Genomic DNA, 25851 nt, shown 5'->3' on the forward strand with positions numbered 1-25851 from the left:
ATCAGGCCTCACCCGGCATCAGCACGAAAATCCCAATCACGTCTGGCGGCAGCACGGCCTCCACAGTGACCCGCGACGCGGACCCCGACGCCGCACGCAGCCGAGCATGGTCATTCATGAGTTCTTGCGCACGCGATCGGCCGAATTCCGCGATCGGTCCTTCAAGCAGGCCAGGCAGATCCTCCTTCGCCTTTGCGACGAACCTGTCGCGCGCCACTGGCGCGAGATCGGCAGTGGCAGGCGCATTGAGCAATTCCCGGGCGGCCTCGCCAGCTGCGACAATCCGCCCGTCTCGGATCGCGACGAGGGCCGCCTCCTCGGCCAGCAGCAATCGTTCCTTGCGGGCATGAACGGTCAGCTTGAACCGAATGCGGAGCAGAGCCAGGCGAGTTATCTGCTGCACGCCCATCGTCGGCCAGGCTCCGACCCGGCCGATGCCGAGGCCCGACAACGTCTCCGGATCAAGTGAAGCCTCAACTAGCGCTTCGGCGAGCGTCGCTGTCAAAGGATGCGTCCTGGTCAGTAGCGCAGTACCCGAAGGCGCGGGTTCGGCCGTCGCCAAACGCACCGATCCGGTTAGATTATGCTCGGCCAGCCGCTCACGGAGATTGGTATCGACGGCATCGACATGAGCTAACAATAAGGATTTCCGGGCCTCGAGCGGTACGCCGAAGCGCGCCATTGCCCGCTCAACGAAGAACCTCGCATCCGCCGGAGAGCCGAGCAGTGCCCGGACCTTCTCCCATTCCGGGGCGACCTCCTGCGGCTTCATGGCATTCTGAGCGAAACGTGCGCGGGACTTTTTCTCGTTCTCGGCGGCGTCACGCCACCGCGCCTCCATGACCTTGGCTCCATCGCCGAGGCGCAGATCGAGCGTAAGCTGGCGAGGCACACCTCGGCGCAACATCACAGAGGCCATCAGCGCGTCTGTCACTGGGCCCCGTTCGTCGGGCAGGGGAACAGTCACACCCGTCGCCTTGCGAATTTCCTCCGCCTTGCGAAGGATCACTTCAAGCACGGCGCCGTCGATCGCGCTGTCCGGCGAGAACATCATGATGGACCGGACAAGCTCTGCTGGCTGGCCGAAACGATCGACGCGTCCCTCGCGCTGCTGATGCCGGGTCGGATTCCAGGACAGGTCGTAGTGAACGACTGTGTTGAAGAGCTGCTGGAGGTTGATTCCTTCAGACAAGCAGTCGGTAGCGACCAGGATGCGCTGTGTCGGCTTCTCCCCCTCCATCGGCACCATGTCGGCCACACGGTCGCGCCGTTCATCGGGAGTCAAAACGCCCGTCACCGCTGCGACCATCAGTTTTGGGAAGGCCTTGCGCAGACCATCGCGGATATGCTCGGCCGTCGCCAAATAACGGCAGAAGACGACCGGATTTGCGCCCTGTTTAATGAGAGGCGTTAGAGCTTCAACTAATGCCGCCAGCTTCGGATCGGGTTTGTCGATCAGTTCGTGTGCCTGCCTCACTAACGCAAGAAGCTCCGGATCGGCGTCGAAGGTGGTGCCCGGCTCGAGATCGACCGCGTCCTCATCGTCGCCATCATCATCGTAGATCTGCAGTTCGAGACGGTCGCTCTCGGTTGCCATGCGGTTTCGCAAGGCGCTCAGCGCCGCTGCCGGCGAGGAGCCGACGCAGCGCATCAAGGCGAGCGTGCCCCAAAAAGCTAAGCGTCGCTCTCTTTGCCCGTCGCCCGCGCGCGACACGATGCCAAAGCAGTAGTCGAGCACACGCTCTTGGAATCCGCGATGGGCCTCCGTCAACCGATAGGCGAATTCCTTCGTCTCGTGCCTGGGAAAAGCACGATCTTCGTCCCAGTCTCCTGAAATGAGATCGATCCGGCGCCGCTGCACGAAGTGCCGCGCTAGGCGCTCCCTGTAGCGGCTGTCGTCGAAGTCCATCGACGCGAATGACGGTTCGATAAGAGAGAGAAGGCGCGCAAACGCATCTTCATCCCCAGAATGCGGCGTCGCTGTCAGAAGAATCATCCGCCGGTCAGGCGCGCGGGCCAAACCGGACAGCAGCGCGAACCGCTGCTGTCGTCCTTGGTGCGTTCCTACACAGGCATGGGCCTCGTCCACGATTACGAAGTCCGGGCAGGCACGTGCGAAGCTCTCCCGGCGCTTCTCGGCCTTAATATAGTCAAGGCTGACCACCGTGAAGGGATACGCCTCAAACAGGGTCTGAGTAAGGGGCAGGCCGCGTTCCAGCCGGCTCGCCGTGCCTGAGGTGATCGCGACGGCGTCGATCCCGAAGCGCGCCTTAAGCTCGCCGACCCATTGCTCGACGAGGTGAGGTGGGCAGAGGACTGAGAAGGCCTCCACTTCGCCCCGATCCATCAGCTCACGCAGGATAAGGCCGGCTTCGATGGTCTTGCCGATACCGACATCGTCCGCGATGAGTAGGCGCGGCGACGACAGCCGAAGTGCCATGAGCAAGGGGACAAGCTGGTAGGTCCGGGGCTCGAAGGCGAGTTGTGCGGCCGAACGGAAAGGGCCGGCGCCGCGGCGCAATGTCAGGCGCATCGCATCCGCTAGGAGCGCGGCCTTCGCCTGAACGGTTGGCAGTGCGTCGGCGGGCAGATTGAACCTAGCAGGTTCGACAGGGAGAATCTCGAGTTGGGGGTCGAGGACGACCGCGTCATTCTCTCCGCCCGAGAGGGGACGAAGCGCCAGAATGCCATCTTGGGGAGACGGCAACGCGACCCATTCGCGCCCGCGTGCACGGACGAGGTCTCCGGGGGTGAAGTTCACGGTCATCGAATCATTCCCCGAACATCGACAGCATCGCGTCGGGCACGCCTCCGGCCGCCGCTTCAGTCAACTCGAACAGCGTCCAGCCCTTGGCTTCGGCCACCTCGCGCGTGGCTTGAGAAAGAGGTGTCACACAAGCGGCAACGAAGTGGCTGCGCCATGCGAAGTTCATAACCTGACCGGAGAAGCTCACCGCAGAGCCGTCGGGAGGCGGAAGCCCCGCTTCCTTAAAAGCGCTTTGCCACTCTGAACCTTCGGCAGACTGACCGGCGCCCTGTGCGAGCACCACCTGTCCTCGGGCCAGATCGATGAGCATCTGTTTCGCTTCGCCGCTCATGCGGTTGATCAGTTCGTGATCCGGCTGGTTGAAATAGGAGAGCAGGCACCGATAGCACCCGCGGACGCAGGCTTCCCCATCATAACTGACGAGTAGTTTGGCGTCGCCAGCCGCGATCGCTTCATCCACTTTTTCGAAGTGCATGAGAATCAGAGCTTCCCGCGCGACCTTTGCGAGTGCTTGTGGATCCTCGATCAAACGACTTAATACCCCGGCGCCACCCTCTGTGGCTTCGTAGGCCAGGACGGCCCGCCGGTTGTCTCGGGCGGGCAATGGCTCGCCGAGAACCTCGCCTTCCTCTAGTTGGAAAACGACCTCAATGCCCCTCATAAGGGCGTGCTGAACCGTCACGATCGTCTCTGGCGCACAGGCCGTGGGCTCGCTGAAACGGAATAGCAGGGCGTTCTTATGATCACGGACTATAGGCACGATTCGAACCGGCCTCACGACATCGGGCGGGACATCGACCTCGGGATCTTCCTCGTCCGACTTCGCCCAATAACCACTGCGTGGATCGATGTAGAAACCGAAGACCGTCTGGTTGGCCCGTCGTTTCAGCCCCTTGTTGATTCGGCTGATCTCGGCGCTATTGGCGTATTGCAGGTTGAGGATCGTGGCGTCCTCGCAACGGAAGTCCGCCTCCGTGATCTGGATCTTGCCGTCCCGCTTCGGCCAGGAGAAAACGGTTTGAATATCGAAGCCCTGTCGGACACGCTCTTCATCGTTGGCTGTGATCCTCTCGGCCGGCGCGGCTTCGACGTTGTCGATTCTGAGCGTCCGCTGAACCGGCGTTTCACCGGCCATCGGAGCATTGCACGCGTGGCAACGCTCGACCTCGCCGTCATGACAAGCGCCACAGGTCGAGCAGATGAAGATGTCTCTTGTGGCGAGCTCCGAACCATCCCCGGTCCGGACCTCCGGCGGCAGCTTTGCCTTCATCACCCTGTAAGCGCGGCCTTCGTGATAAATCAGGCTGCGCGGCCCAAATTCTGAGATGGCCAGGAAGCGAGCGCGCTGGAGGAAGGAGCCGGTTTTTCCCTCGCCGGGAATGAAAGCATAGAGCGGTAGCCGCGGGAAATTGTAGCCCGGCAGGAAGCCTTCTGTTGCGAGATAGCGGTAGGAGTAGAAGTCCGAGCCGTTCGAAGCCTTTCCCTGCTCGAGAATCGCGATCTGGTCGCTTGCCTGCATCTGGGAAGCTTTGATCCGACGGCGATCCGCGGCCGAGAGACCCGTGATCTCGGAGCGGGCGTTGGCCTCGATCAACTGTGTTCGAGCTGAGTTGTAGAGCTCCCGCCATCGATCAAAGGCGCGATCGAACTCCTGTGGTGCCCGCAAGGCGACCGAGGAGACGAAGTCATCCGGATCGCTCATCCAGACCGGCTTGCGGCCGTCCACTGAAGCGAGAATCTGACCAAGAACGCGCTTCATCGGAGCCTGCGCCAATGCGATCAGCTCAGGCCGGTCGACCACGCTCCGGATCTCGTGCTTCAGCGGATATGCCGTCTGCGTCAGGTCGAGGATTTCCGGAATATCCGGAGATAGTGCGAGCTTCGCTTCGGCAAGCCAGACGGCGTGCAGGTGCGAGCGAACGAGCTCTTGATTGGTGATGTCGAGGGCGGGAGGACGAACGACTCCTGCCACCATCTCATTGCGCCGCTCGAAGAAGTACTGGTCATGAGGCGATTGGGCTGCGCAATAAGTGACGATGACGGCTGCCTGCCCGGAGCGACCCGCGCGCCCAGCGCGTTGCGCGTAGTTGGCCGGAGTCGGCGGCACATTCCGCAGATAGACGGAGTTGAGCGCCGAGATATCGACGCCAAGCTCCATCGTCGGCGAGCAGAACAGGGCGGGTAGAAACTGCTTCGACTCGCCAGCGCTCTTGAGATCGGCGGCGTTAGTCGCCAGATTTTCTCGGTCTTCTTTCTCGAACCGGAACCGCCACTCGCGCCATTCACGTTGCCTCTGGGATACCTGAGCTGTGTGTTCACGGCCTTCAAGGCCCCAGAAATTGCTGTGACCGGTTTTGAGATCGGCAGCGATCTCGTTGTATAGATCGTGAAAGTAACGATTGCCCTGCGCCGATCCGCTTCGAATGGCTCCGCCGGGCACGATACGGACGGCTGACGGTGACACGCGCCAACCCTGCAGGTCCTCCTCTATCTCGACGCGCGACACGAGCCCCTCGCCCCCAAGGAGGTCCAACAAATCAGTCAGGACCCTCAGGTAATCGGCCTTGCCGAGCTTAGTCCCAATAACGCTATTGCGATTGATAAGCCGACCGATACGGGAATTGTGCCCGGCACGGACGATCGTCTGTTCTTCGCGCAGACTCACCTGGTCCTTGCCTGGGGCTTGCAGAAACAGGGCGGTGCGGCTTCTGGGTGTTTCCTTGATGTCGATCGCCCACGGGGCCCGGAGCAGGTTGCGGGATTTCTGGGCCGCCCCCTCGAGAACGGTCGCTTCGAGTGCTTCTGTTCCGACGGCCAGTCCGTCGAGCATGGCTCCGAGAAGCTTTTTCAGCATCGACTTGCGCGCCGGCGCATCGAGCACACCCAATTCAGGCAGGATGGCTGTCAGACGTTTGCTGTCTTCCGCGATGTCGTCGAGGCCGATGAACTCGACGTCGATCAGCTTCAGGACCGACAGGCTCGGGTTGGTGTAGCGCCATCCCCGGCGCAGATCCGTCCAGAGACGATGCGCGAGCACCTTCTGGAGCGAACGCTGGGCGTCCTCGCGGACCACGGCGCCTGCCTCCGGATCTTGCATCCAGTGGATGCGCGCATCTCGGTTGGCGGCGGTGAAACCGAGCGCCCTGACGACTCGCAGACCGAATTCGTCCTCGGTCATGCCGTCATTGCCGGCGTCCAGTACGGCCCGCAGGATGGCGCCGCGCAGCAGGCTGACGAACAGAAAGTCGTTGAAATGGCCAGCCTGGAGGGCAGCGTCCTGACGATTGTCTGTGAAGCCGAGAAGCTTGCGCTTCTCCTTGGGAACGCCGCTATTGCGCCCGTTCATCCATTCGAGAGCGGTCGCTACGAGGAGCGTCGTTGCCGAACTACGGCCTTCGCCCGACAGGCCCGCCAGTTTCGTGCGCTCGCGCATGTTGGGATGGGGTTGGTCCAGGCAACATGTGCAGAAGCCGAACTTGCCGGGTATGAACCAGTAGCTCTTACCCGATGGCGCGTAGCGCCCATCCGGCGCCACCGTCACCATCTGGGGTACTCTGCGCTTCCTGTTCGCTCGGAGCCGCTCTACGCCACCCCGCTCTTCGCGCCAGTCCTCGGGATAAGTCTCGATTTCACCTGTGAAGGCGTAATCGGGATCACTGCCGCCATCGGGGATCAGATAGCCGGCCGTCTCTCCTTCCTCATTGTCAAGTGGCGCGTCATCGATGTTCCTGGGCACGAATCGAATGCTGCCGCTATCCTCGGCCCTCGTAACAACATGGACCTCATGTCCGCACTCCCTGCAGAAGCGCGTTGGGTAGAGACGATGGCCCGGCGTGCTGGGATCTTCGAGCTGACCATCGAACAACACATTTCTGGGCCTTTCGGTCAGCGTGGTAAAGATTTCGCCGGCACCAGAGATGAATTGGTGAAGTTTGAATGCCAAAAATGCGCCAGTCCCCGCACCGCCCCGCTCCGTTTCCGGGAGGCTGATCCGAGTCAAGAACGTCTCGAGCCCATTACGACAGGTTTCTACTTGTACGCCGCTATCCTTTGACAGCAACGCTACGGCCTCTGCGAACGGAATGGGTTTTTTACGCTTGAGCTCTTGTGCGTCGTCAAGGCCGATTGCCAATTCGGTCCAAACGGCCAAGGAGTGCTGCTTGAGGACCTCGTCAGTCAGGACGTCGGGAAGGGCAGAGGTCAGCGCAGACGCGAGCTTGGGCCGCACGTCGCTGAGCTTCAGCCGGTCGTCTGTCGCTCGCTGCAGCGATTCATCAATAACCGACTCTGGCCCGATAGGCGTTCCGAAAAGGCGCGACGCGACTTCCGCAACGGCGCGCGCGCGATCGGTGTCAGCGCCTTCGCTTGCCATGGTGGCGGAAGTCCCGATGCATATTGGTGCTTTGTGCGGCGCGCACCGGTTGCGAAGGCGACGCACGAGAATAGCGACATCGGCACCCTGTCGGCCGCGATAGGTGTGTAGTTCATCGAGAACAATGAAATCGAGTCCGTTTGCGTTCTCTACAACCTTCGTGTCGAGGCTGTCCTGCCGCGTTAAAAGGAGCTCGGCCATCATGAAGTTAGTTAGGAGAATATCCGGCGGATCGTCTGCGATGCGCTGCCGCTCCTCCTGACTCTCCTGACCCGTATAGCGCCGCACAATGGGCTTAAGCTCATTAGCCAACCCGGACTGGGAAATGAACTTTTCAATCTCATTGATCTGGCTGTTGGCCAGTGCGTTCATCGGATAAACGATGATGGCGCTGGTCCTGCGCGGCTTTCCGGCTTTCCGCGCCCGGATAATGGCATCGACGACTGGGACGAAAAAGCAAAGCGACTTGCCCGAACCGGTTCCGGTCGTGACGACGTAGCTCAGGCCGGCCCGAGCCTTGGCGATCGACTGTGCCTGATGGCGATGGAACCGTAGGGGCGTGGCCCCAAAGCGGAAGATCCTGCCGGTTGCCTCGTCGAGATCACCCGATCCGACAAGATCGTCGGCAGTAGGCCCCTCGAGATAGCGAGGATTGATCGATAGGAGAGCGTCCGGCCAGAAGCGCTTGGCATTGTACTGCCGATCAATCTCGGACTTCAGATCGTCAGATCGAACGGTGCTGAAAGACCGCGAGAACCGAGCGTATGAATCAATAAGACGATGATCAAATTCGAACGCCTTCATTGCCCCTTCCCAACCAACTCTTCACTCTGAGCTAAGACGCTCGCGAAATCATTGAATAAAGTCAATTAAACAACCGTCGGATGTCTGTCATCGGCCGAAACAGCTTCATGGGCTGATCCGGAAACGGCAAAAAGCTTTCCCGCTCGTAGAAACGATGGGCGTTGTCGTCCTTCGCGTCAACGATCACCGCAAACGTGGCGATCTCGCTCCGTGCCGACCGGTAGAGGGCGTCAGCCAGTAGAAATCGGCCGTAGCCCTTTCCTTGATGACGCCGATCCACGGCGAGCCGGCCCAAAAGCGTCGCCGGCACCAAGGGATACCTTGGAAGCTTCCGCGCCGTTTGCTCCGGCAGTTCGGCGAGCTGCAGAGATGTCGACGATAGCGTGTAGTAGCCTGCGATTGTTTGGTCCGGCAGCAAGAGGACAAAAGGCGCAGCCATATTTTTCCGCGCGTCCTGGCCGGCCTGCGTCCGAAAGTACCTGTCCAGTGGCTCGACGCCGGACTCAAACCCCGAGCGATCATGGCTGGGACCCAGCGGCTCGACGCGAAGCTTTTCGTCCATTTCACCGGCCACGCTTCAGACGCCGGTCTTCTCGCGATAGCGGCGGACTGTGTCGCGCAGGCGATCGTTGACCGGCCTGGGATTGAGCAGCGCCTCGACAAAAGCCTCGCTGTCGTGAACCGAGAGGACGAGCTGATTGTGCTCCTCGATGGCGCGCCGGGCGGCATCCTGCACGCTCGTCAGCACAAAATCCGTCACGGTGCGGCCCTGTAAGGCTGCCGCCCGCTCGATCAGATTCTTTTGCTCGGCGGTCACGCGGGCCTCCAGGCGCTCCCCCCGGGTCCGGCCGCTATTCGATTTCGAAGCTGCATTGGCCATAAAAGCCTCCGTAACGGATGTACGGCCAATGCCCGGCCATTTCAAGCGGTTCTCCTACTTGACCGTCTCACTGTGAACAATGTAAACAGTTCCTGTGAACGATGGTCACAGGAGTGATTGTGGCAGAATTCTCTGAAGATCTCGTCGGAATTAACGAGATCGCAGCCATGGCCGATGTCTCGCGACAGGCCGTGGCGAACTGGAGGGTCCGCGCCCCCGATTTTCCGCAGCCGGTCAGCGAGCTGGCTTCGGGTCCAATTTTTCGGCGCTCCCAAATTCGCGCCTGGCTGAAGCGCCATAAGAGAAAAGGAAAGTCGATGACTCATGTAATTTCTACGATCAATTTGAAAGGCGGGGTCGCAAAAACAACGACGACCGTTGCCCTAGCCGAGACCTTTTCTGCGAACATGGGCAAGAGGGTCCTTGTGATCGATCTCGACCCGCAGACCAATGCCACGCTCATGTTGATCGGCGAAGACAAATGGTTCGAACTGAACAAAAAAGAACGGACCCTTGCGCGTCTATTCAAGGATGCCATGGATCCGGACAATCGTAAGTTCAATTTGGAGGCAACGCTTCAGAAGAGGGTGTCCGACGTCGGCGCAGTGCGAACCGTCGATCTGCTGCCATCAAGCCTCGATCTCATCGACGTTCAGGACAAACTCGCCTCGGCGCCGGCCGGTAAATTCTACGCCGCCAATCCGATCGATCTGCTTTGGCGCGCTGTGAAGGGCAAGCTTGAGGACTACGATCTCGTCATCGTCGATTGCCCGCCTAATCTCGGAATCATTACCTTGAATGGACTTCGAATCTCAGGCGGCTATATCATTCCAACAATTCCAGACCATCTCTCGACTTACGGCATCCCGCAGATCATCACGCGCGTCAGGGATTTTTCTGAAGCTATCTCGGAGTCTATTGAGCCCGTTGGAATCGTGGCGACCAAGTACCAAGCCAATTCGACCGTGCATAACAACGTGCTGAAGCAGCTCCGCGAGGATATCGAGCTTCCCGACGTGATGGACACCGTCATTCGCCAAGCGAACTCAGTTGCCGCAGCGGCCGAATTTCAGACCTATTCGCGGACTCTCAAGCAGAAGTATGGATCGGAACTGGCCGGTCAGTACGATGATCTCGCCAGAGAGATCTGGTCCGCGCTGGAGGCGTGAGGATGAATATCCGAAAAGTCCTGACAGCTCTTGTTCACGAAGTGGCCGACGAGGCCGAGCGTAACCCTGCTTTCCGACAGAGAGTTGAGCAGGCTCTCGGAGAGCTCGCTCCACGCGCCCATGTGGCTCCGACGCCCAAGACCACGCCGAAGGCGGAAGAGCCCAAACGACCTAGCAATCGTCGTGCGCCGGCAGTTCTAGATCCAGTCCAGCTCGCGCGGCAAGGAGAAGATGTGCTGCGCTCGGCGCTGGGCAGGTTAGACATTGAGCAGCTGCGTGATGTCGTCGCCGACTATGGGATGGACACAGGCAAGCTCGTGATCAAGTGGCGGACGCCGGACCGCATTATCGATCGCATCGTCGAGGTCTCCCGCCAGCGAGCGCATAAGGGCAGCGCCTTTAGAGACACCGCCACCGAAGATACACAAAGTCGGCCGCCGACGCCCGATGCACCCGAACCACGCGAAGAGTGAACCCGAGACGCCGGTGACAAACTTCGCCAATTTTCGAATCATGCAGCCGGAGACGAAGGACCTTGTCTTCGAGCTCATGCAAAATGCCGACCGCCAGCGGTCCGCGTTTATGTCATTCGTCAATATTTGGATGGCCTTCAACGGGTGGATGGCAGCGGTCACCGAGCGGGAGACCGATGCCGATATGATCCGCGACCTCTCGGCTAACAGTCGCTTGACTCATGCCTATGCTGGACTGATGGAGAACTCTCGCGCGTTCCATCGTCTTGTCTCTGATTTCGCAGCGATGTGGCCAATTCTAAATGTTCGCGACGTGCGCAAAAAGCTGGGCCGCGATGCGTTCTGGCGGCTTCAGCGCGATGAGCTCACCGCAGCTTGCGATGCAGCCAACGTCAAGCGTCAGCCCTTGGCATGGAGTGCCGACGATACGCCGTCCTGGGAACAGTTGTTGCGCACGATCTACCAAGTGCGGTGCAATCTGTTTCACGGCGAAAAGTCGCCGCAGAACCAGCGCGACCGCCAGCTAGTTCTCAAATCCGATCGCATCTTGCGGACCTTCATATCCGAGACGGGCTGCTTCGAGTGGCACGCATGACCGCCGCTACTCTCGCCGTCTGGAGCGCCCAAAAAATCGTTCCGCTCACTGGTCATCGTCATCATAAGCATGCTCCCAATCCAGTCGCGCCGGACTTCCAAGCGCCGGCGCCCGCTGCTTCCATCTCATTCGGCCCGACGGCCCTTGCTGCGGCCATGGCGCGGACCGCAACCCTTCTGAATGCCCCGCCGGTACTTCTTTCCCGCCTGAAAGACAGCGCGCTCAACGACGCCGAGATCTTGATAGCTGACGGCCCTGTATTCGGACTCACTTCCTACATCGCATCGCTCGCAGATACCGAACGAACCCACTTCGCAGCGCGCGTAGGCGCTGGGATTACTGATCTCTATATGAACGGACTGGGTTACGTTTGGCGTGACAACGCAGTCTGTCTTGCATCAACGCTGAACCCCCACGCCGATTTCCTCTATGCTGGTGGCCACGCGTCCGGCTACGGCGTGGTGCTGGCGGAGGCTCATGGATCCTTCGCGGGCAGCGTCACTGACTCGAAGCTCGCTGCCCAGGCGCGAAACAAGTATCTGCGGCAGGTCCGCCCCTTCATCTCAAAGCCGTCACCCTATGGCGAGGTTATCCACGGCTATTCAGTCGCATTCGGATCGAGACCTGGGACCGTCGGCGCTTTCCTTCGTCTGTCGGAAACGCTGCGCCGGAAACCGCGACGGTCGCCACCGCCGCCCTCCCAGCGTCTTATGGGCGCTTTCGGCAGGTCCCCCACTCAGATTGCGCTTGCCTCGTACCGATCCAACTTCGTCCTCATGGACGCGCTCCCGGTCGCTGACTGGATCGACTGGACACGAGGCCTGCGCGAGCTGCCAGCTGATATCGAACCGCTCGCATTCTTCAGGTTGGAATATGCAGGAAGAGCCTTTCTCGCCTATGCACATTCGTTCTCGCTATTCCGGCCACCGTTCGTCTTGATGGATAATGTCGTTGATCACCCGCTCTGGCGACATCGGTGGCGGCGCCTCGCTGACCAGCCTCTATCGATACGGTGGTTTGTCATCGAAGAGAAAATTGGAGAACGGTTCTTAAATGCGCTAAGCGCCTTGATTCGTCTGGAGGATCGGATTCTCCCCGAAACCCTTGACCTTCCGAGCGGTGACTTTGTCGGATCGTCCGCCGACGGAGCCGCCTCGATCACAAGGCGAGACGGTGTGCCCTACGAGTACGCGCTGTTCCGCGATGGACTGGCGCTGCTGGGCGGCCCATCGCCGCGTCACATCACAGGCCACCGCATCTGGCATCCAAAGCTTGGCCTCGAGTAAGCGGAAATGCGTCGATCCTGGCATCCTGAATTCTAGCGTTACGCTTTTGAGGGGAAAGCCTTCCCCTACGCCCGAGCCTGAGGTCTCGGCCGACCCCTTCTGCGGGGAGAACCCCGCAACGCCCCCATCAGAGTGAGAGGGCGGACTGGCTTCGCCATGACGGGTTGAAGAACGGAGGAGAGGCCTCCGGCGCCTGTCGTGGAGATGAACCATGACCCAAGTCGAAGTTCTGAGTGCTGGCCGCGACCGCGTCGGCGGCTACAAGGTGGACGTGACCCGCGGCGAGCGCGTCTGCCGAGTATCGTCGGAGTGGTTCTCGAGGCCAGCGGACGAGCGCTATCTATCCCTGTCGGACCTCTATGCCGCGGTGCGTAGCCGGACCGAGCGAAGCCGGACCCGAACGGTCGAGAGCGCTGCGATCCGGGTTGAGGCCAGCCGCGACGATGCCGAGCGGCTGGCTCTGCTGCTGCCCGGTTCCGACGCGCCGATCACGCCGACTCACTGGAGCTTCGGTCAACTTGCCAGCTTGGTCGGAGCGCCGGCGGCTTACCTCCGTCAACTTCCGGCGCAGCTCGCTGGCATCAACCTACAGTTCGGCCTCAACTCTCATCGAGCCGAGCAGGTCAAGACGCTCGAGATAGGGGATGGTCGCGTCGAGCTTCGCGCCGCTACGGGTCCCGAATACGGGCGCATATTTGACCACGAACTTGTGGCGGCCGTTCAGCGCATCGCCGGCAATGGCACGGGCGACACGCGCTGGAAGATCCCGGGCGTGCTCGACTGGTCGACCGGCGTCTATAATCCGTATACCGACATCAGCCAGGATACGACGACGCTCTACGCGTCCGACCGCGACGTGTTCCTGTTCCTGGTCGACGACCTCAACCCGATCGAGGCCGGCAGGCTGCGCGATGGCTCGCCGGACCTCTACTTCCGCGGCTTCTACTGCTGGAATTCCGAGGTGGGCGCGAAGACGCTCGGGATGGCGAGCTTCTATCTCCGTGCCGTCTGCCAGAACCGCAATCTTTGGGGCGTCGAGGATTTCGAGGAGATCACCATCCGCCACTCCAAATACGCCGCCTCACGGTTTGCCCACGAGGCGGCCCCGGCGCTGGCCAGCTTTGCCAATTCCTCACCGATGCCCTTCGTCAACGGCATCAAGGCCGCACGGCAAAAGATCGTCGCCCGCACCGACGACGACCGCAACGAATTCCTGCGCAAGCGCGGGTTCTCTAAGGCCGAAACAGCGAGGATCATCGAAAGGGTGTTGTCCGAGGAAGGACGCAAGCCCGAAAGCGTATTCGATTTCGTGCAAGGCATCACAGCGGTTGCGCGCGGCAAAACCCATCAGGACGCACGACTTGATCTGGAGGCGCGCGCGAAGAAGCTGCTCGACCGCGCAGCCTGACACCCGAAAAGCCGGATATACGGAACGGCGTGTCTTCGGCTTCGTGCCTTTCCGTTTTTCCTGAGCTCGATTTGCGGCGCTGCCCTTCAGAGAAAGAGGGCCGCGCTGCGCTTCGTGACGGGTTGGAGGCCCAGAGAGAGTCTTTGGACCGCCCGTCGCGGAGTATCACCCATGGCTAACGCCGTTCAGAAGATCACCCTGTCGTCCTCGCGCGACATTCCCTTCAACAAGCTGGTGCTCAGCCAATCGAACGTCCGGCGCGTGAAGGCCGGCGTCTCCATCGAGGAGCTGGCTGAGGATATCGCCCGGCGTACCCTGCTCCAAAGCCTCAATGTGCGGCCGGTCCTCGACGCAGAAGGCGCCGAGACCGGGCTGTTCGAGATCCCGGCCGGCGGACGGCGCTACCGTGCGCTGGCGCTGCTGGTGAAGCAGAAGCGCCTGGCCAAGACCGCGCCGGTGCCTTGTGTCGTACGCGACCCGGCAACCACCATTCTCGCCGAAGACGACTCGCTTGCGGAGAATATTCAGCGCGCGCCGCTACATCCGCTCGACCAGTTCCGGGCATTCCTGGCTTTGCGGGAGAAGGGGCAGTCCGAGGAGGACATCGCCGCTGCCTTCTTCACCTCCGTCAACGTTGTGAAGCAGCGCTTGCGCCTCGCTTCAGTTTCGCCCGCGCTGCTCGACATCTATGCCGAGGACGGCATGTCGCTCGAGCAGTTGATGGCTTTCACCGTCAGCGCAGATCATGGACGCCAGGAGCAGGTCTGGCAGGCGATCTCCGGCTCTTGGCAGAAGGAGCCCTATCAGATCCGCCGCATGTTGACGGAGAAGACGGTGCGTGCCTCCGACCGGCGGACCGTGTTTGTCGGCCTCGACGCCTACGAGGCGGCCGGTGGCGTGGTGCTGCACGACCTGTTTCAGTCCGACGACGGGGGCTGGCTGGAGGACGTCGCTCTGCTCGACCGTCTGGTCGCCGCGAAACTGAAGGCGGAGGCTGAAACGATCGCTGCCGAAGGTTGGAAGTGGATCGAGGTCGCGATCGACTTCCCCTATGGCCATACGCGCGGCTTGCGCGAGCTCGACGGCGTACCCGCCGCTCTCACCGCCGAAGAGCAGGCGACCATCGAGGCGCTCGAGGCCGAATATGCCAAACTCGAAGCCGAGCATGACGGCGCGGATGAGCTTCCGGATGAGGTTGACCAGCGCCTTGGCGAAATCGAGACGGCTCTCGGCGCCTTCAACGATCGACCCGTCATCTATCAGCCGGCCGACATCGCCCGCGCGGGCGTGTTCGTCGGCATCGACGCCGAGGGCAAGCTCTTGGTTGATCGCGGCTACGTCCGACCCGAGGACGAAGTGCCCGTGACCGAATCAGAGCAGGTCAGGGGCTGCGAACCTGATGCCGCGGCCCTGGACGGCGACGAATCATCAGCACCGGCTGTCCAGCGCGCCGTCATCACCATCGGCGGGCAGGTCGCGGATCCCGAGGACGAGGATGACGATGCGGTGAAGCCGCTGCCGGACCGTCTTCTGACCGAGCTCACGGCGGAGCGGACGCTGGCGCTGCGCGACAAGCTGGCGATCACGCCTTCGGTCGCTTTCCAGTCGGTGCTGCACAAATTTTGCCTCGACGTGTTCTCCCGCTATTCCTCCTTTGGTTCGGCGATGGAGGTCTCCGTGCGCAGCGCCAGCTTCCCGCTGCAAGCGCAGGGGCTGAAGGACACACCGGCGGCCAAGGCGATCAACGCCCGCCACAAGACCTGGGAGGAGCGTCTGCCGAAGGACAAGGCCGATCTCTGGGACTGGCTCACCGGGTTGACCGGCGACGAGCAGGCGTGTCTCTTTGCGCACTGCGCCTCATTCGGCGTGAACGCGCTCTATGAGAAAGGCGACCGCTACGGCGGCGGCGTCACCCCCCACATCGTCGCGCAGCGAATCGCGGACGCCGATCGTATCGCCCGGGCCGTCGATCTCGACATGGTGGCGTCCGGTTGGCGCCCAACCGTCGAGAACTATTTCGGCCGGGTCCCGAAGCGCCGCATTCTGGAGGCGGTGCGCGAGGGTGCCGGCGAGCGGTCCACCCAGCTCATCGACCATCTTAAAAAGGGCGACATGGCCAAGGAGGCCGAACGGCTCCTGGCCGAGAGCGGCTGGCTGCCCGAGCCCTTGCGAATGGCCGATGCCGACCAGGCGGCTCCCGTCGACGCCGCGGAGTCCGAGGGCGATGACGAAGCGCTTCCGGAATTCCTCGCCGGAGACGACGAGGAAACTCCGGCCGATCAAGCGGACGAGTCGCGCATGATTGCTGCCGAGTAGAAGCACTGGCTGGGGCGACGAGGTTCGCCCCAGCCTATTTTTATGCGCTGCGAGCCACCCGTGGCTGCACCCGCAAGCCGTCGATCCAGATCGCGATCCTGCCGGCGGCCACGAGGCCGGAGGTTTCGGCCACGAACCGCCGTACCGCCTGCGTGCTGCTGACTGCGAAGCGATGTCGATAGCCCTGGGCTACGGCGCGATCCGTAAAGCCTTTCAAAGCAGCAAACCCTGCCGCTTCCTGGATCTCGAACTGAACCCTCCACCGCGTGCGTCGCGGGCGAACATCATCGAGGACCTCGACGCTGATACGGTGCTTGCTCCCGCTGCGAACGGTGACAGGTTCGATCTTCTTGGTGGGAAACCTCAAGATTAGAGCCATCAAATCCTCCTTCATTGTGCGAAGCGGTTCGATGGTCTTGTTGGGGCTCGTGAACCGCATGCCGAGACCCGCGCCCTGCGCAAAGCGCGGGGGCAGGTCAGCGGCAGCCTGTTGACCAGGCCGTTCAGCTCTTGGGGCTTGCGCCACAAGCGGTTCTTGCTGCGCGAGCGCAGCGACCCTGACACGGCTCAAGTAATCTCCTGCCCGCAACGTTTCAAGGGCATCGGGCAGAGAGTGAGAGTGGGGCCGGGACGGGTTTGAGCCGGTCCGGTCTGAGAGAGAGCGCCGCCGGCTCGCTCCTTCCCGCTCTCCTTCAGGCTTCCCCTCATGAACCATCTATTCCCGATCGCGGCTGACGAGGCCGCCCCGATCTCGCCTGTGCGCACTCCCGAGGGAGCCAGCGTTATCATCGCTGCGGCTGAGCAGCTTCTCCCTCATCTTGAGCATGGTCGTCGTATCGACGCCGCAATCCTGCGCGCTGCGATGGAGGTGGCCTTCGGCGCATCCGATGCGACGGGCGCATGGGATTGGAAGACGGCTTATAACGCTTGTGAGGTCACTACCATCCTGTTCCTGCGCAAATACGGAAACGCGCTTTTCCGCAAAGCCGCTTCCCCGGCTTCACGACTTTCCGCCTTGGACAAGATCGCGGGGCTCCTGCCGACCCACACGCGCCGCTCCGCCGAAAGTGAGACTTTCCAGCAATTCTCGACTCCGATTTCGCTCGGTCTGGCTGCGCTGACCGCGGCCGCCATTACGCCGGCGGATCGCGTGCTGGAGCCGTCCGCAGGCACAGGGCTGCTCGCCATCCTCGCCGAGATCGCCGGCGGCGGGCTCGTGCTGAACGAACTGGCCGAGAGCCGGGCCACGTTGCTCTCTTCCCTCTTTCCGGCCATTTCCGTCACGCGTTTCGACGCGGCCCAAATCGACGATCACCTCGACCCCGCCGTCGTGCCGAGTGTCGTGCTGATGAACCCGCCGTTCTCGGCGATGGCGAACGTTTCTGGCCGCATGGCCGACACGGCGTACCGTCACATCGCCTCGGCGCTTGCCCGCCTTGCTGACGGCGGCCGGCTGGTCACGATCACCGGTGCAAACTTCTCACCCGAGGCCTCGGCCTGGCGCGGGGCCTTCGCCCGCCTGCAGGAACGCGGCCGCGTGGTGTTCACCGCCGCGATCGCCGGCGCGGTCTATGCCAAGCACGGCACCACGATTGAGACGCGTATCACGATCATCGACAAGGTGCCTGCCGATGACGCGCACGCTTTCCCGGAGTCTACGGGAATCGCGCCCGACGTCGCGACGCTGCTCCGCGGGATCGGCGAACACGTTCCACCTCGCCTGAGCGTCGCATCAACCGGCGCGCTTCCCATGTCAGTCTCGCCGGCGCCTCGCATCGTGCGCGGGTATCTGGGGCGGGCCGCTGCACAACCGGTTAACGCCCCGGTCGCCGATCCCGAGGGCGTCGACCTCGCCTACGAGACATTCGATTGGACGCCGCCCGAGGAGGCGCGCCTCGGCGACGCCATCTACGAAGAATACCAGCTCCAATCGATCCGGATCCCCGGCGCGCAGCCGCACCCGACCAAGCTGGTGCAGTCGGCCGCGATGGCCTCGGTTGCGCCGCCCAAGCCGAGCTATCGGCCGCGCCTGCCTGCCGACCTTGTCAGCGACGGCCTCCTGTCCGACGCCCAACTCGAGACGGTCATCTATGCCGGCGAGGCGCATGGGGACTATCTCGCCGGCGCTTGGACGGTTGACGAGACCTTCGACCTCGTCACGGCCGCCCGCGATAACGCACCGAACGCCGTCCGCTTCCGTCGAGGTTTTATGCTCGGCGACGGGACCGGCGCCGGCAAGGGCCGCCAATCCGCCGGCATTATTCTGGACAACTGGCTGCAGGGCCGGCGCAAGGCGGTCTGGATCTCGAAGTCCGACAAGCTGCTCGAGGACGCGCAGCGCGACTGGTCGGCGCTCGGCATGGAGCGTCTGCTGGTCACGCCGCTGTCGCGCTTCCCTCAAGGGCGCGAGATCCGCTTGGCCGAAGGCGTCCTATTTTTAACCTACGCTACGCTGCGGTCCGACGACCGCGGCGAGAAGCTTTCGCGCGTCCGGCAGATTGTCCAATGGTTGGGCTCCGACTTCGACGGCGTCATCATTTTCGACGAGAGCCATGCCATGCAGAATGCCGGTGGCGGCAAGGGCGAGCGGGGCGATGTCGCACCCTCGCAGCAGGGGCGTGCGGGTTTGCGCCTTCAGCATACGCTGCCCAATGCCCGCATCGTCTATGTCTCGGCGACCGGCGCCACCACCGTCCACAATCTCGCCTACGCCCAGCGCCTCGGCCTGTGGGGCGGCGAGGATTTTCCGTTCGCCACGCGCGCCGAGTTCGTCGAGGCGATCGAGGAGGGCGGCGTTGCGGCGATGGAGGTGCTGTCCCGCGACCTTCGCTCGCTCGGCCTCTACACCGCCCGCTCGCTTTCCTACGATGGTGTCGAATACGAGCTCGTCGAGCACCAGCTCGCAGATGAGCAGCGGCACATCTACGACGCCTACGCCGGCGCGTTCGCCATCATTCATAATCATCTCGATGCGGCAATGCAGGCCGCCAACATCACCGGCGAGACCGGCACGCTCAACCGCCAAGCGAAGTCGGCCGCGCGCTCCGCCTTTGAGTCCGCCAAGCAGCGCTTCTTCGGCCATCTGCTCACCAGCATGAAGACGCCGACCCTGGTCCGTTTCATCGAGCGGGACCTGGCCGAGGGCCATGCCGCCGTCATCCAGATCGTGTCGACCGGCGAAGCGCTGATGGAGCGGCGGCTCGCCGAGATCCCGACAGAAGAATGGAACGACGTGCGCGTGGACATCACGCCGCGCGAGTACGTGCTGGATTACCTCGCTCACTCCTTCCCAGTCCAGCTCTATGAGCCCTTCACCGATACCGAGGGTAATCTCTCGTCGCGGCCTGTCTTCCGCGACGGCCAGCCCGTGGAGAGCCGGGAGGCCGTCGCCCGCCGCAATGAGCTGATCGAGCGGCTAGCTTCGCTTCCGCCTGTTCCCGGCGCGCTCGACCAGATCGTGCAGCGTTTCGGCACGGACCTCGTGGCGGAGGTGACGGGACGCTCGCGGCGCGTGGTGCGCAGGGGTGACCGCCTTGCCGTCGAGAACCGTTCTGCCTCCGCCAATCTCGCCGAGACCGCCGCCTTCAGGGATGATCTGAAGCGCGTGCTTGTCTTCTCGGAAGCTGGCGGCACTGGCCGCAGCTACCACGCCGAGCTCTCGGCGCGGAATCGCCGGCTTCGGGTCCATTATTTGCTCGAGCCGGGCTGGAAGGCCGATGCTGCGATCCAGGGTCTCGGTCGAACGAACCGCACCAACCAGGCGCAGCCGCCTCTGTTCCGCCCCATTGCGACCGACGTGAAGGCGGAGAAGCGGTTCCTCTCGACCATTGCCCGCCGGCTCGACACGCTGGGTGCCATCACGCGCGGCCAGCGCCAGACGGGCGGCCAGGGCCTGTTCCGGCCCGAGGACAATCTTGAGAGCCACTTCGCCCGTGATGCGCTGCGCCAGCTCTATCTGCTGCTCGTGCGCGGCAAGGTCGAAGGCTGCTCGCTCCAGACCTTTGAGGACGCCACGGGCCTGAAGCTCATGGACGCGAACGGCATCAAGGATGAGCTGCCGCCGATCACCACGTTCCTGAACCGGCTGCTCGCGCTCACCATCGACCTGCAAGGTCTGTTGTTCACGGCCTTCGAGCAGTTGCTGGCCGCCAAGGTCGAGGGCGCCATCGCCAGCGGCGTCTACGATGTCGGCCTGGAGACACTGCAGGCTGAGAGCTTCGTCGTCACGGATCGGCGCACGATCTACACCCATCCCGCGACCGGTGCCGAAACCCGGCTGCTCACCATCACCGAACGCAGGCGCAATCATCCCATGACGCTGGATCGAGCGCTCGATTATCTCGCCGATCCTCACGCGGTGCCGCTGGTCAACGAGCGCTCGGGCCGCGCCGCGGTACAGACTCCCGCGCCGAGCTTCATGCTCGATGACGGCGATATCGAACGCCGCGTGCGGCTGATCCGCCCGATGGAGCACCATCATGCTTCGATGAAGATGATGGACGAGAGCCACTGGCAGCCGGCGCATCGCGAGGCATTCGCCGCGGCCTGGAACGGCGAAGTCGTCGACGTCCCCGAGTTCGCCGAGAGCACCCTCCACATCGTCGCCGGTCTGCTGCTGCCGATCTGGAAGCGGCTTCCGAACGAGTCGACCCGGGTCTATCGGCTTCAGAGCGACGATGGCGAACGCATCATCGGTCGCAGGGTCTCGCCGGCCTGGGCGGCGAACGCTTGCGCGACGGGCACCTGCAGTTTGACCCCAAACGAAGCGTTCTCGGCGCTGATGGAGGGGCGCACCGTCCTCAACCTCGCCGAGGACCTGCAACTCCGTCGCGTCCGCGTGATGGGCGCCCATCGCATCGAGCTGTCCGGCTTCACCGATGCAATGCGTGACCGGCTGCGCGCCTACGGCCTCTTCAGCGAGATCATGTCGTGGAAGCTGCGCATGTTCGTGCCGACAGACGCGACCGGCGCGGGGGTGTTGGCCAAGGTGTTCGACCACTATCCGGTCGCGCGCGTCGGCGAGCGGGAGGCCGCCTGATGGCCCGGGACAACGCCTCTGAACTGGCCCGCCGTCTCGCGCGTGACGCTGAGGCGGTGTGCCGCCATTATCTGTCCAATGGGCGGCGACAGGGCCGCTACTGGATGGTGGGCGACGTCCGTAATACGCCTGGTCGCTCGATGTTCGTCCGGCTCAAGGAATCGGCCAAGGGACCCGCGGGCAAATGGACCGATGCCGCCTCGGCCGAACATGGCGATCTCCTCGACGTGATCCGCGAGAGCTGCGGTTTCGTAGACTTCCGCGATGTCGTCACTGAAGCACGACGCTTTCTGAGTCTACCGCGTCCAGAACTGGAGCCTGAGCCGAATCACCGGTCGAGAAAATCGCCCGTGCCCCTCGGATCGCCCGAGGCGGCGCGGCGACTCTTCGGCATGTCCCAGTCGGTCATGGGCACACTCGTCGAAGCGTATCTCCGCAATCGCGGCATTACGGCTTTGCACGAAACCGGATGTCTGCGCTTTCACCCTCGTTGCTACTACCGGCCCGATGACCACAGCCCGACGGAGACTTGGCCGGCGATGATCGCCGCCGTCACCGACCTCTCAGGCCACCTCACCGGCGCGCATCGCACGTGGCTCGACCCCGGGGGCTTCAGCGAGACGACGCTCGGCAAGGCGCTCATCGACACGCCGAAGCGGGCGATGGGCGATTTGCTCGGTCACGCCGTTCGATTTGGCGTAGCTGGCGAAGTCATGGCGGCCGGTGAGGGCATCGAGACGATGCTCTCGCTCCGCAGCGTCCTGCCGACAATGCCGATGGTCGCAGCCCTCTCGGCGGCGCATCTCTCCGCCATCCTCTTCCCGGATACGCTTCGCCGGCTCTACATCGCTCGCGACGACGATCCTGCAGGTAGCGGCGCCATGGCGACCTTGATCGAACGGGCGCAGGAGGCCGGGATCGACGCGATCGTGATCTCGCCACGGCTTGGCGACTTCAATGAGGATCTTCGCCTGCTCGGATTTGAGGCCCTTCGGGCCGCGAGCCGCGTGCAGATCGCGGCGCAGGACGTCGCGCGCTTTATGGAGTTGGCGGCATAGCTGGAACGGGATGAGGGTGATGCGACGCTTCGTCTCTGCGGAGTCGGTGGTCCTGCTTCCCCTCGGCGCCGGAGAGGACCGCACCCACGGCCTTCCTAAGAGGGCGATCGGGCGGCAAACGGCCCGGACCGGCAACCTCGTGGGCCGACTATTTTCCGTCGGCGGAAGACTCGCCTTTACATCGCGAGGCAAAATAGTCGTCCCCCTTCGGTCCTCCGCCAAGGCTGCGGCCCACAGCTAGCGTTGCGGGTGCAAGTCCGTTCCGCCTGCCGCTTTCGTCGCCATGAAGGCCGCGATGGGCGCGGTCGATCCGACCAGGGAAAGTCGCAATGAGCACCAACCACGACGACGATTTTGAGCCGCAGCAGAACTCATCCCCGACCGGCCAGGTTCTCCAGGAACTCCAGCTCTACGGCTACCGGCCCTTCCACGACGAGCCCGATCCCCGCGGGCTCCCCGAAGCGCGAGTCCTCGCCGGCAGCATCGCCGACATCTTTGATGCCCTGGTAGTGGCGCTGTCCGATACCCGACTTGAGCCCGACCTCGAAGACCTGCTCTGGTCGACGGTGAACGTCTTCCATCGCGCCATTGACAGGATCGAGCGCGAGCTTGACGACAACGAACTGGCGCAGCAGCGCTCGCAGCGCGAGCAGGACGGCAGCGAGATCAAATCCGTCGAGCTGGAGCGACTGACGGCGGAAGGGCAGACGCTGATCGAGCGACGAGGCGCCTTCGAGCTCATGCGTGACCGGGCTGCCGACGAGTTCGAACGCCATACCCATTCCGCCTGGCGGCCGCGCAACGGGTCGAAGGTCAACCACCGCAATCTGACGTCCGCCATGATCGACAGCCGCGATTTCCTGGCCGCGAAGAAGCGAGCCGATAATCAGGTGCTCATGCCGCCTGGCCCGAAAGTCGCGCTGACCGGCGGTCTCGACTTCAACGATCACCGGTTGATCTGGGCCAAGCTTGATCAGGTTCACGCCAAGCACCCGGACATGGTGCTGTTGCACGGCGGTTCGCCAAAAGGCGCCGAACTGATCGCGGCCAAATGGGCCGATCATCGCAAGGTGCCGCAGGTCGCGTTCAAACCCGACTGGACGAAGCACGCCAAGGCCGCTCCGTTCAAACGCAACGACGCGATGCTGGAGACGCTCCCCATCGGCGTGATGCACTTCCCCGGCACCGGCATCCAGGACAACCTCGCCGATAAGGCCAAGAAGCTCGGAATCCCGGTCTGGAGGTACGGCGGCGCATAGACGCCGCCATCGTCTTGCAAAACGACAAGCTAGCTGAGCGCTCAATCGCGGCACAAATATCGAACAGGCTCAGGCGTCGTCGTGATAATAATGCGAGTCATCAATGGCGCCCGATGTCTCCAACTCCGGTCGCCTATAGCCGATTCGACCGGCCACACGCTCAAACGTCATCATCGTCGTGAAAACGATGGAATCCCCGCTGAACGGCTTATCCGGATCGTTCTCTCCATTGAGAGCGCCTGAGACATTTGCCACGAGCACATCTTTTCCGACGTCGAGACTTACTTTATCGATATAAAGCTCGTCAAAAAAAGCGTTCGTCATAGCCATCTCACCCGAGAGAGCGTCCTCGATCATCATGGGATCCTCTTGAATGAAGGACACGTCGATATACTCCTCGAGATCTCGGGTGTACCACTCCTCGCCTGTAAGGTAGCCGTTTGCACTGAGAAAGCTGGACAGCTGCGACGCCAGTTCGTCAACGTTGGGTAGGCCTGTGGGAAGACCATTGAGCTGCTGCAGGCGCTGATCCATCAAGCGCAGATCAGGTATTAGGATCGCGGCTTCGTTCAAAGCAGAAAGCTGGTATGTGGGCTCGACCCTTAAAGCCGCTGCGGTGCAATAGCCAAAATACGCAGCAACGATCTCGTGAGCGTGACCTGACCCAAGCTTGCTTCCGGTCAGGTTGTTGAATGTCGTACGCAGAAAGTCTGCGCATTCCTTTTGAATCGTAGACATGGCAAATCCATTTCAGTCCGGCGTCTTAATGGCAGTCACAAGCGCTTCATGACCACCGCGCGCCGGCAGAATGGTTGCCGTTGGGGTGTTCGATTGGGAAATCGAGATGCCGCCTTTTGGGTCGCTTGCAGCCCAGGCGATCGGCTCCTGAGGGTTAATATGGTCACTTTGTCTGTCGCACGCAACCCGGATTTGTAACGATTCCGGTCGCTGGCACTTGCTGCTATACTGCGTTCGCGCCGTGGTGGTGGTGGAAGGCGCGACCGTCAGACCTTTATCTCACGGAGCCCACCGCCATGATCACCTTGGGACCACTGCTTGTTTTCGTCGTCATAGGGTTGTTCGCCTGGCTGCTCTTCACGCTTGCAGTCTTCGCGTTGCCCGTCTTCGCCAGCGTAACGATTGGTCTTTGGGCCTTCCACACGGGCGCCGGCGCTCTGGGCGGCATCGCTGTCGCCCTCGTGGCTGGCGCCGCAACCTTCGGCATCGGCCAGCTCGCGCTCGCCCTCGTGACATGGACTTGGCTCCGGGTCTTAGTCATCATCTTTTACGTCGCACCCGCCACCGTCGCCGGTTACAGCGCTACGCACGGAATTGCCCAGATGGCGATGTCTTCACCCACGTGGCAGACGGTTTTCGCGGTCGTCGGAGCCGTTGCCGTCAGCATCACGGCTTTCATCCGCTTCACTGGAATGGCCGCGGACGGACCAGCAAGACAGCGCTTGGCGCGGGGCTGACATGTGTACTGGGGCGGCGGCCCGGTACGACCCAGTCACGACGGCTTCGAAGCTTCGCCGGCGATGGATGTGGAAGCGGACACGATCAGCATCATCGGGCGTTCTAGTTCTTCGGCCAATTGCGGCATCTGCTGGATCTGCTCGTGTGTCGGGGCAAACTCCTCGACCCGCCGAATTTGAAAGCCCGCGCTGATCAGCGTGTTCAGGGTAGTGCCAAGCGTTCTGTGGTATTTCAGAACGCCCTTCGCGAACCAGTCCGTCCGACGTTCACCCTCGACGGAATATCGATTGACCGGCCAGGTTTTGCGGCCCTCCTCATCGGAAATCCAGTGCGGATGTGCCGCTGCCATGAAGATCGGATGCTCAATTGTAAAGACGAAATGCCCGTCAGGAAGCAGCGCCTTGCGGATCACGCGCACGAGGCGGCCAAAATCCTGAACGTAGTGAAAGGTCAGTGCGCTGTAGGCGAGGTCGAAAGCCGTCTCAGGTAGGTCCAGCGTGTCGAGATCGGCGATGCGATACTCGATGGCCGTATCCGCTGTGTCTCTCCTGGCACGCTCGATCATGTTCTGCGACAGATCGAGACCAAGAACGGAGGTCGCGCCCTGCTCGCGCATCCAGCGCGAGGCCCAGCCGAAGCCACATCCCAGATCGACGACACGTTTCCCGCCCAGATCGGGCAGCATAGCCCGGATCGCGGGCCATTCAGGAGCGCCGTCCAGTCCATGCACCTGCCGGGGCAACTGGCTGTAGCCAGCGAAGAAATCGGGATTGTCGTAAATATTCTGCGCCATGTCTGCCTGCTATTCGGCCTTTCGCTCTGTCCCGGACAGTTCCTGCAGATCCAAGCAGAATTGTCGCAGTCTACGACGCGTCATGATCCTACTCAAATCAGCTGCACAAAAGGCATCTTGAATCGGTGGGCTTCTCGCGCCAAAAACGAAAAACCCC

General features: G+C 62.3%; 17 protein-coding genes. 10 read left to right on the forward strand and 7 right to left on the reverse strand.

Annotated elements, in window-relative coordinates; genetic code table 11:
- Position 1 precedes the first annotated feature (1 nt).
- From I6F20_RS29745 to I6F20_RS29760, 4 genes are all read right to left on the reverse strand, one after another.
- A complete protein-coding gene (locus I6F20_RS29745; RefSeq protein WP_225129066.1) occupies positions 2 to 2767 on the reverse strand; it encodes a DEAD/DEAH box helicase in 2766 nt (921 codons plus the stop codon).
- A gap of 4 nt (positions 2768 to 2771) precedes the next feature.
- On the reverse strand, positions 2772 to 7943 hold the full coding sequence (locus I6F20_RS29750; RefSeq protein WP_225129067.1) for a DEAD/DEAH box helicase family protein: 5172 nt from the start codon (positions 7941 to 7943) through the stop codon (positions 2772 to 2774).
- 61 nt (positions 7944 to 8004) lie between these two features.
- Positions 8005 to 8505, reverse strand: coding sequence for a GNAT family N-acetyltransferase (locus tag I6F20_RS29755; RefSeq protein WP_225129068.1), 501 nt, complete (start codon positions 8503 to 8505; stop codon positions 8005 to 8007).
- A gap of 15 nt (positions 8506 to 8520) precedes the next feature.
- Positions 8521 to 8823, reverse strand: coding sequence for a type II toxin-antitoxin system TacA family antitoxin (locus I6F20_RS29760; RefSeq protein ID WP_225129240.1), 303 nt, complete (start codon positions 8821 to 8823; stop codon positions 8521 to 8523).
- Positions 8824 to 8942: 119 nt separating this feature from the next.
- Between I6F20_RS29760 and I6F20_RS29765 the strand changes: the two genes are divergently transcribed.
- The 6 genes from I6F20_RS29765 to I6F20_RS29790 all read left to right on the forward strand — a co-directional run bounded on the left by I6F20_RS29765 (position 8943) and on the right by I6F20_RS29790 (position 16070).
- On the forward strand, positions 8943 to 9992 hold the full coding sequence (locus I6F20_RS29765; RefSeq protein ID WP_225129069.1) for an AAA family ATPase: 1050 nt from the start codon (positions 8943 to 8945) through the stop codon (positions 9990 to 9992).
- Positions 9993 to 9994: 2 nt separating this feature from the next.
- Positions 9995 to 10465 (forward strand): hypothetical protein, encoded by a 471-nt coding sequence (locus I6F20_RS29770; RefSeq protein ID WP_225129070.1) that lies wholly within the window; start codon positions 9995 to 9997, stop codon positions 10463 to 10465.
- A gap of 13 nt (positions 10466 to 10478) precedes the next feature.
- The gene (locus I6F20_RS29775) at positions 10479 to 11060 is read left to right on the forward strand and encodes a hypothetical protein (RefSeq protein ID WP_225129071.1); all 582 of its coding nucleotides are present in this window, start codon (positions 10479 to 10481) and stop codon (positions 11058 to 11060) included.
- Positions 11057 to 12346 (forward strand): hypothetical protein, encoded by a 1290-nt coding sequence (locus tag I6F20_RS29780; RefSeq protein WP_225129072.1) that lies wholly within the window; start codon positions 11057 to 11059, stop codon positions 12344 to 12346. Before I6F20_RS29775 ends, I6F20_RS29780 begins: the two co-directional genes overlap by 4 nt.
- A gap of 211 nt (positions 12347 to 12557) precedes the next feature.
- Positions 12558 to 13754, forward strand: coding sequence for a DUF932 domain-containing protein (locus I6F20_RS29785; RefSeq protein WP_225129073.1), 1197 nt, complete (start codon positions 12558 to 12560; stop codon positions 13752 to 13754).
- A 171-nt stretch (positions 13755 to 13925) separates the two neighbouring features.
- The gene (locus I6F20_RS29790; protein WP_225129074.1) at positions 13926 to 16070 is read left to right on the forward strand and encodes a ParB/RepB/Spo0J family partition protein; all 2145 of its coding nucleotides are present in this window, start codon (positions 13926 to 13928) and stop codon (positions 16068 to 16070) included.
- 40 nt (positions 16071 to 16110) lie between these two features.
- Here the strand turns inward: I6F20_RS29790 and I6F20_RS29795 are convergent, their stop codons facing one another.
- Positions 16111 to 16641, reverse strand: a complete 531-nt coding sequence (locus tag I6F20_RS29795; protein WP_225129075.1) for a hypothetical protein — start codon at positions 16639 to 16641, stop codon at positions 16111 to 16113.
- 135 nt (positions 16642 to 16776) lie between these two features.
- Between I6F20_RS29795 and I6F20_RS29800 the strand changes: the two genes are divergently transcribed.
- From I6F20_RS29800 to I6F20_RS29810, 3 genes are all read left to right on the forward strand, one after another.
- A complete protein-coding gene (locus I6F20_RS29800; protein ID WP_225129076.1) occupies positions 16777 to 21108 on the forward strand; it encodes a strawberry notch family protein in 4332 nt (1443 codons plus the stop codon).
- Positions 21108 to 22166 carry a DUF7146 domain-containing protein gene (locus I6F20_RS29805; protein WP_225129077.1) on the forward strand — a complete coding sequence of 353 codons (1059 nt, stop codon included), beginning with the start codon at positions 21108 to 21110 and terminating at the stop codon, positions 22164 to 22166. Before I6F20_RS29800 ends, I6F20_RS29805 begins: the two co-directional genes overlap by 1 nt.
- Before the next feature lie 329 nt (positions 22167 to 22495).
- Positions 22496 to 23425, forward strand: coding sequence for a DUF2493 domain-containing protein (locus I6F20_RS29810; protein ID WP_225129078.1), 930 nt, complete (start codon positions 22496 to 22498; stop codon positions 23423 to 23425).
- A 69-nt stretch (positions 23426 to 23494) separates the two neighbouring features.
- On the opposite strand, the gene I6F20_RS29815 is transcribed toward I6F20_RS29810, so the two are convergent.
- Entirely contained in the window at positions 23495 to 24163 is a 669-nt protein-coding gene (locus I6F20_RS29815) for a hypothetical protein (RefSeq protein WP_225129080.1), read from the reverse strand.
- A 296-nt stretch (positions 24164 to 24459) separates the two neighbouring features.
- On the opposite strand from I6F20_RS29815, the gene I6F20_RS29820 reads away from it, so the two are divergent.
- Positions 24460 to 24900 carry a hypothetical protein gene (locus tag I6F20_RS29820; protein WP_225129081.1) on the forward strand — a complete coding sequence of 147 codons (441 nt, stop codon included), beginning with the start codon at positions 24460 to 24462 and terminating at the stop codon, positions 24898 to 24900.
- A 35-nt stretch (positions 24901 to 24935) separates the two neighbouring features.
- On the opposite strand, the gene I6F20_RS29825 is transcribed toward I6F20_RS29820, so the two are convergent.
- The gene (locus I6F20_RS29825) at positions 24936 to 25694 is read right to left on the reverse strand and encodes a class I SAM-dependent methyltransferase (RefSeq protein WP_225129083.1); all 759 of its coding nucleotides are present in this window, start codon (positions 25692 to 25694) and stop codon (positions 24936 to 24938) included.
- Positions 25695 to 25851 lie beyond the last annotated feature (157 nt).

The sequence above is a fragment of the Bradyrhizobium sp. IC3123 genome (assembly GCF_020193625.1).
In the GTDB taxonomy this organism is placed as follows: Bacteria; Pseudomonadota; Alphaproteobacteria; order Rhizobiales; family Xanthobacteraceae; genus Bradyrhizobium; species Bradyrhizobium yuanmingense.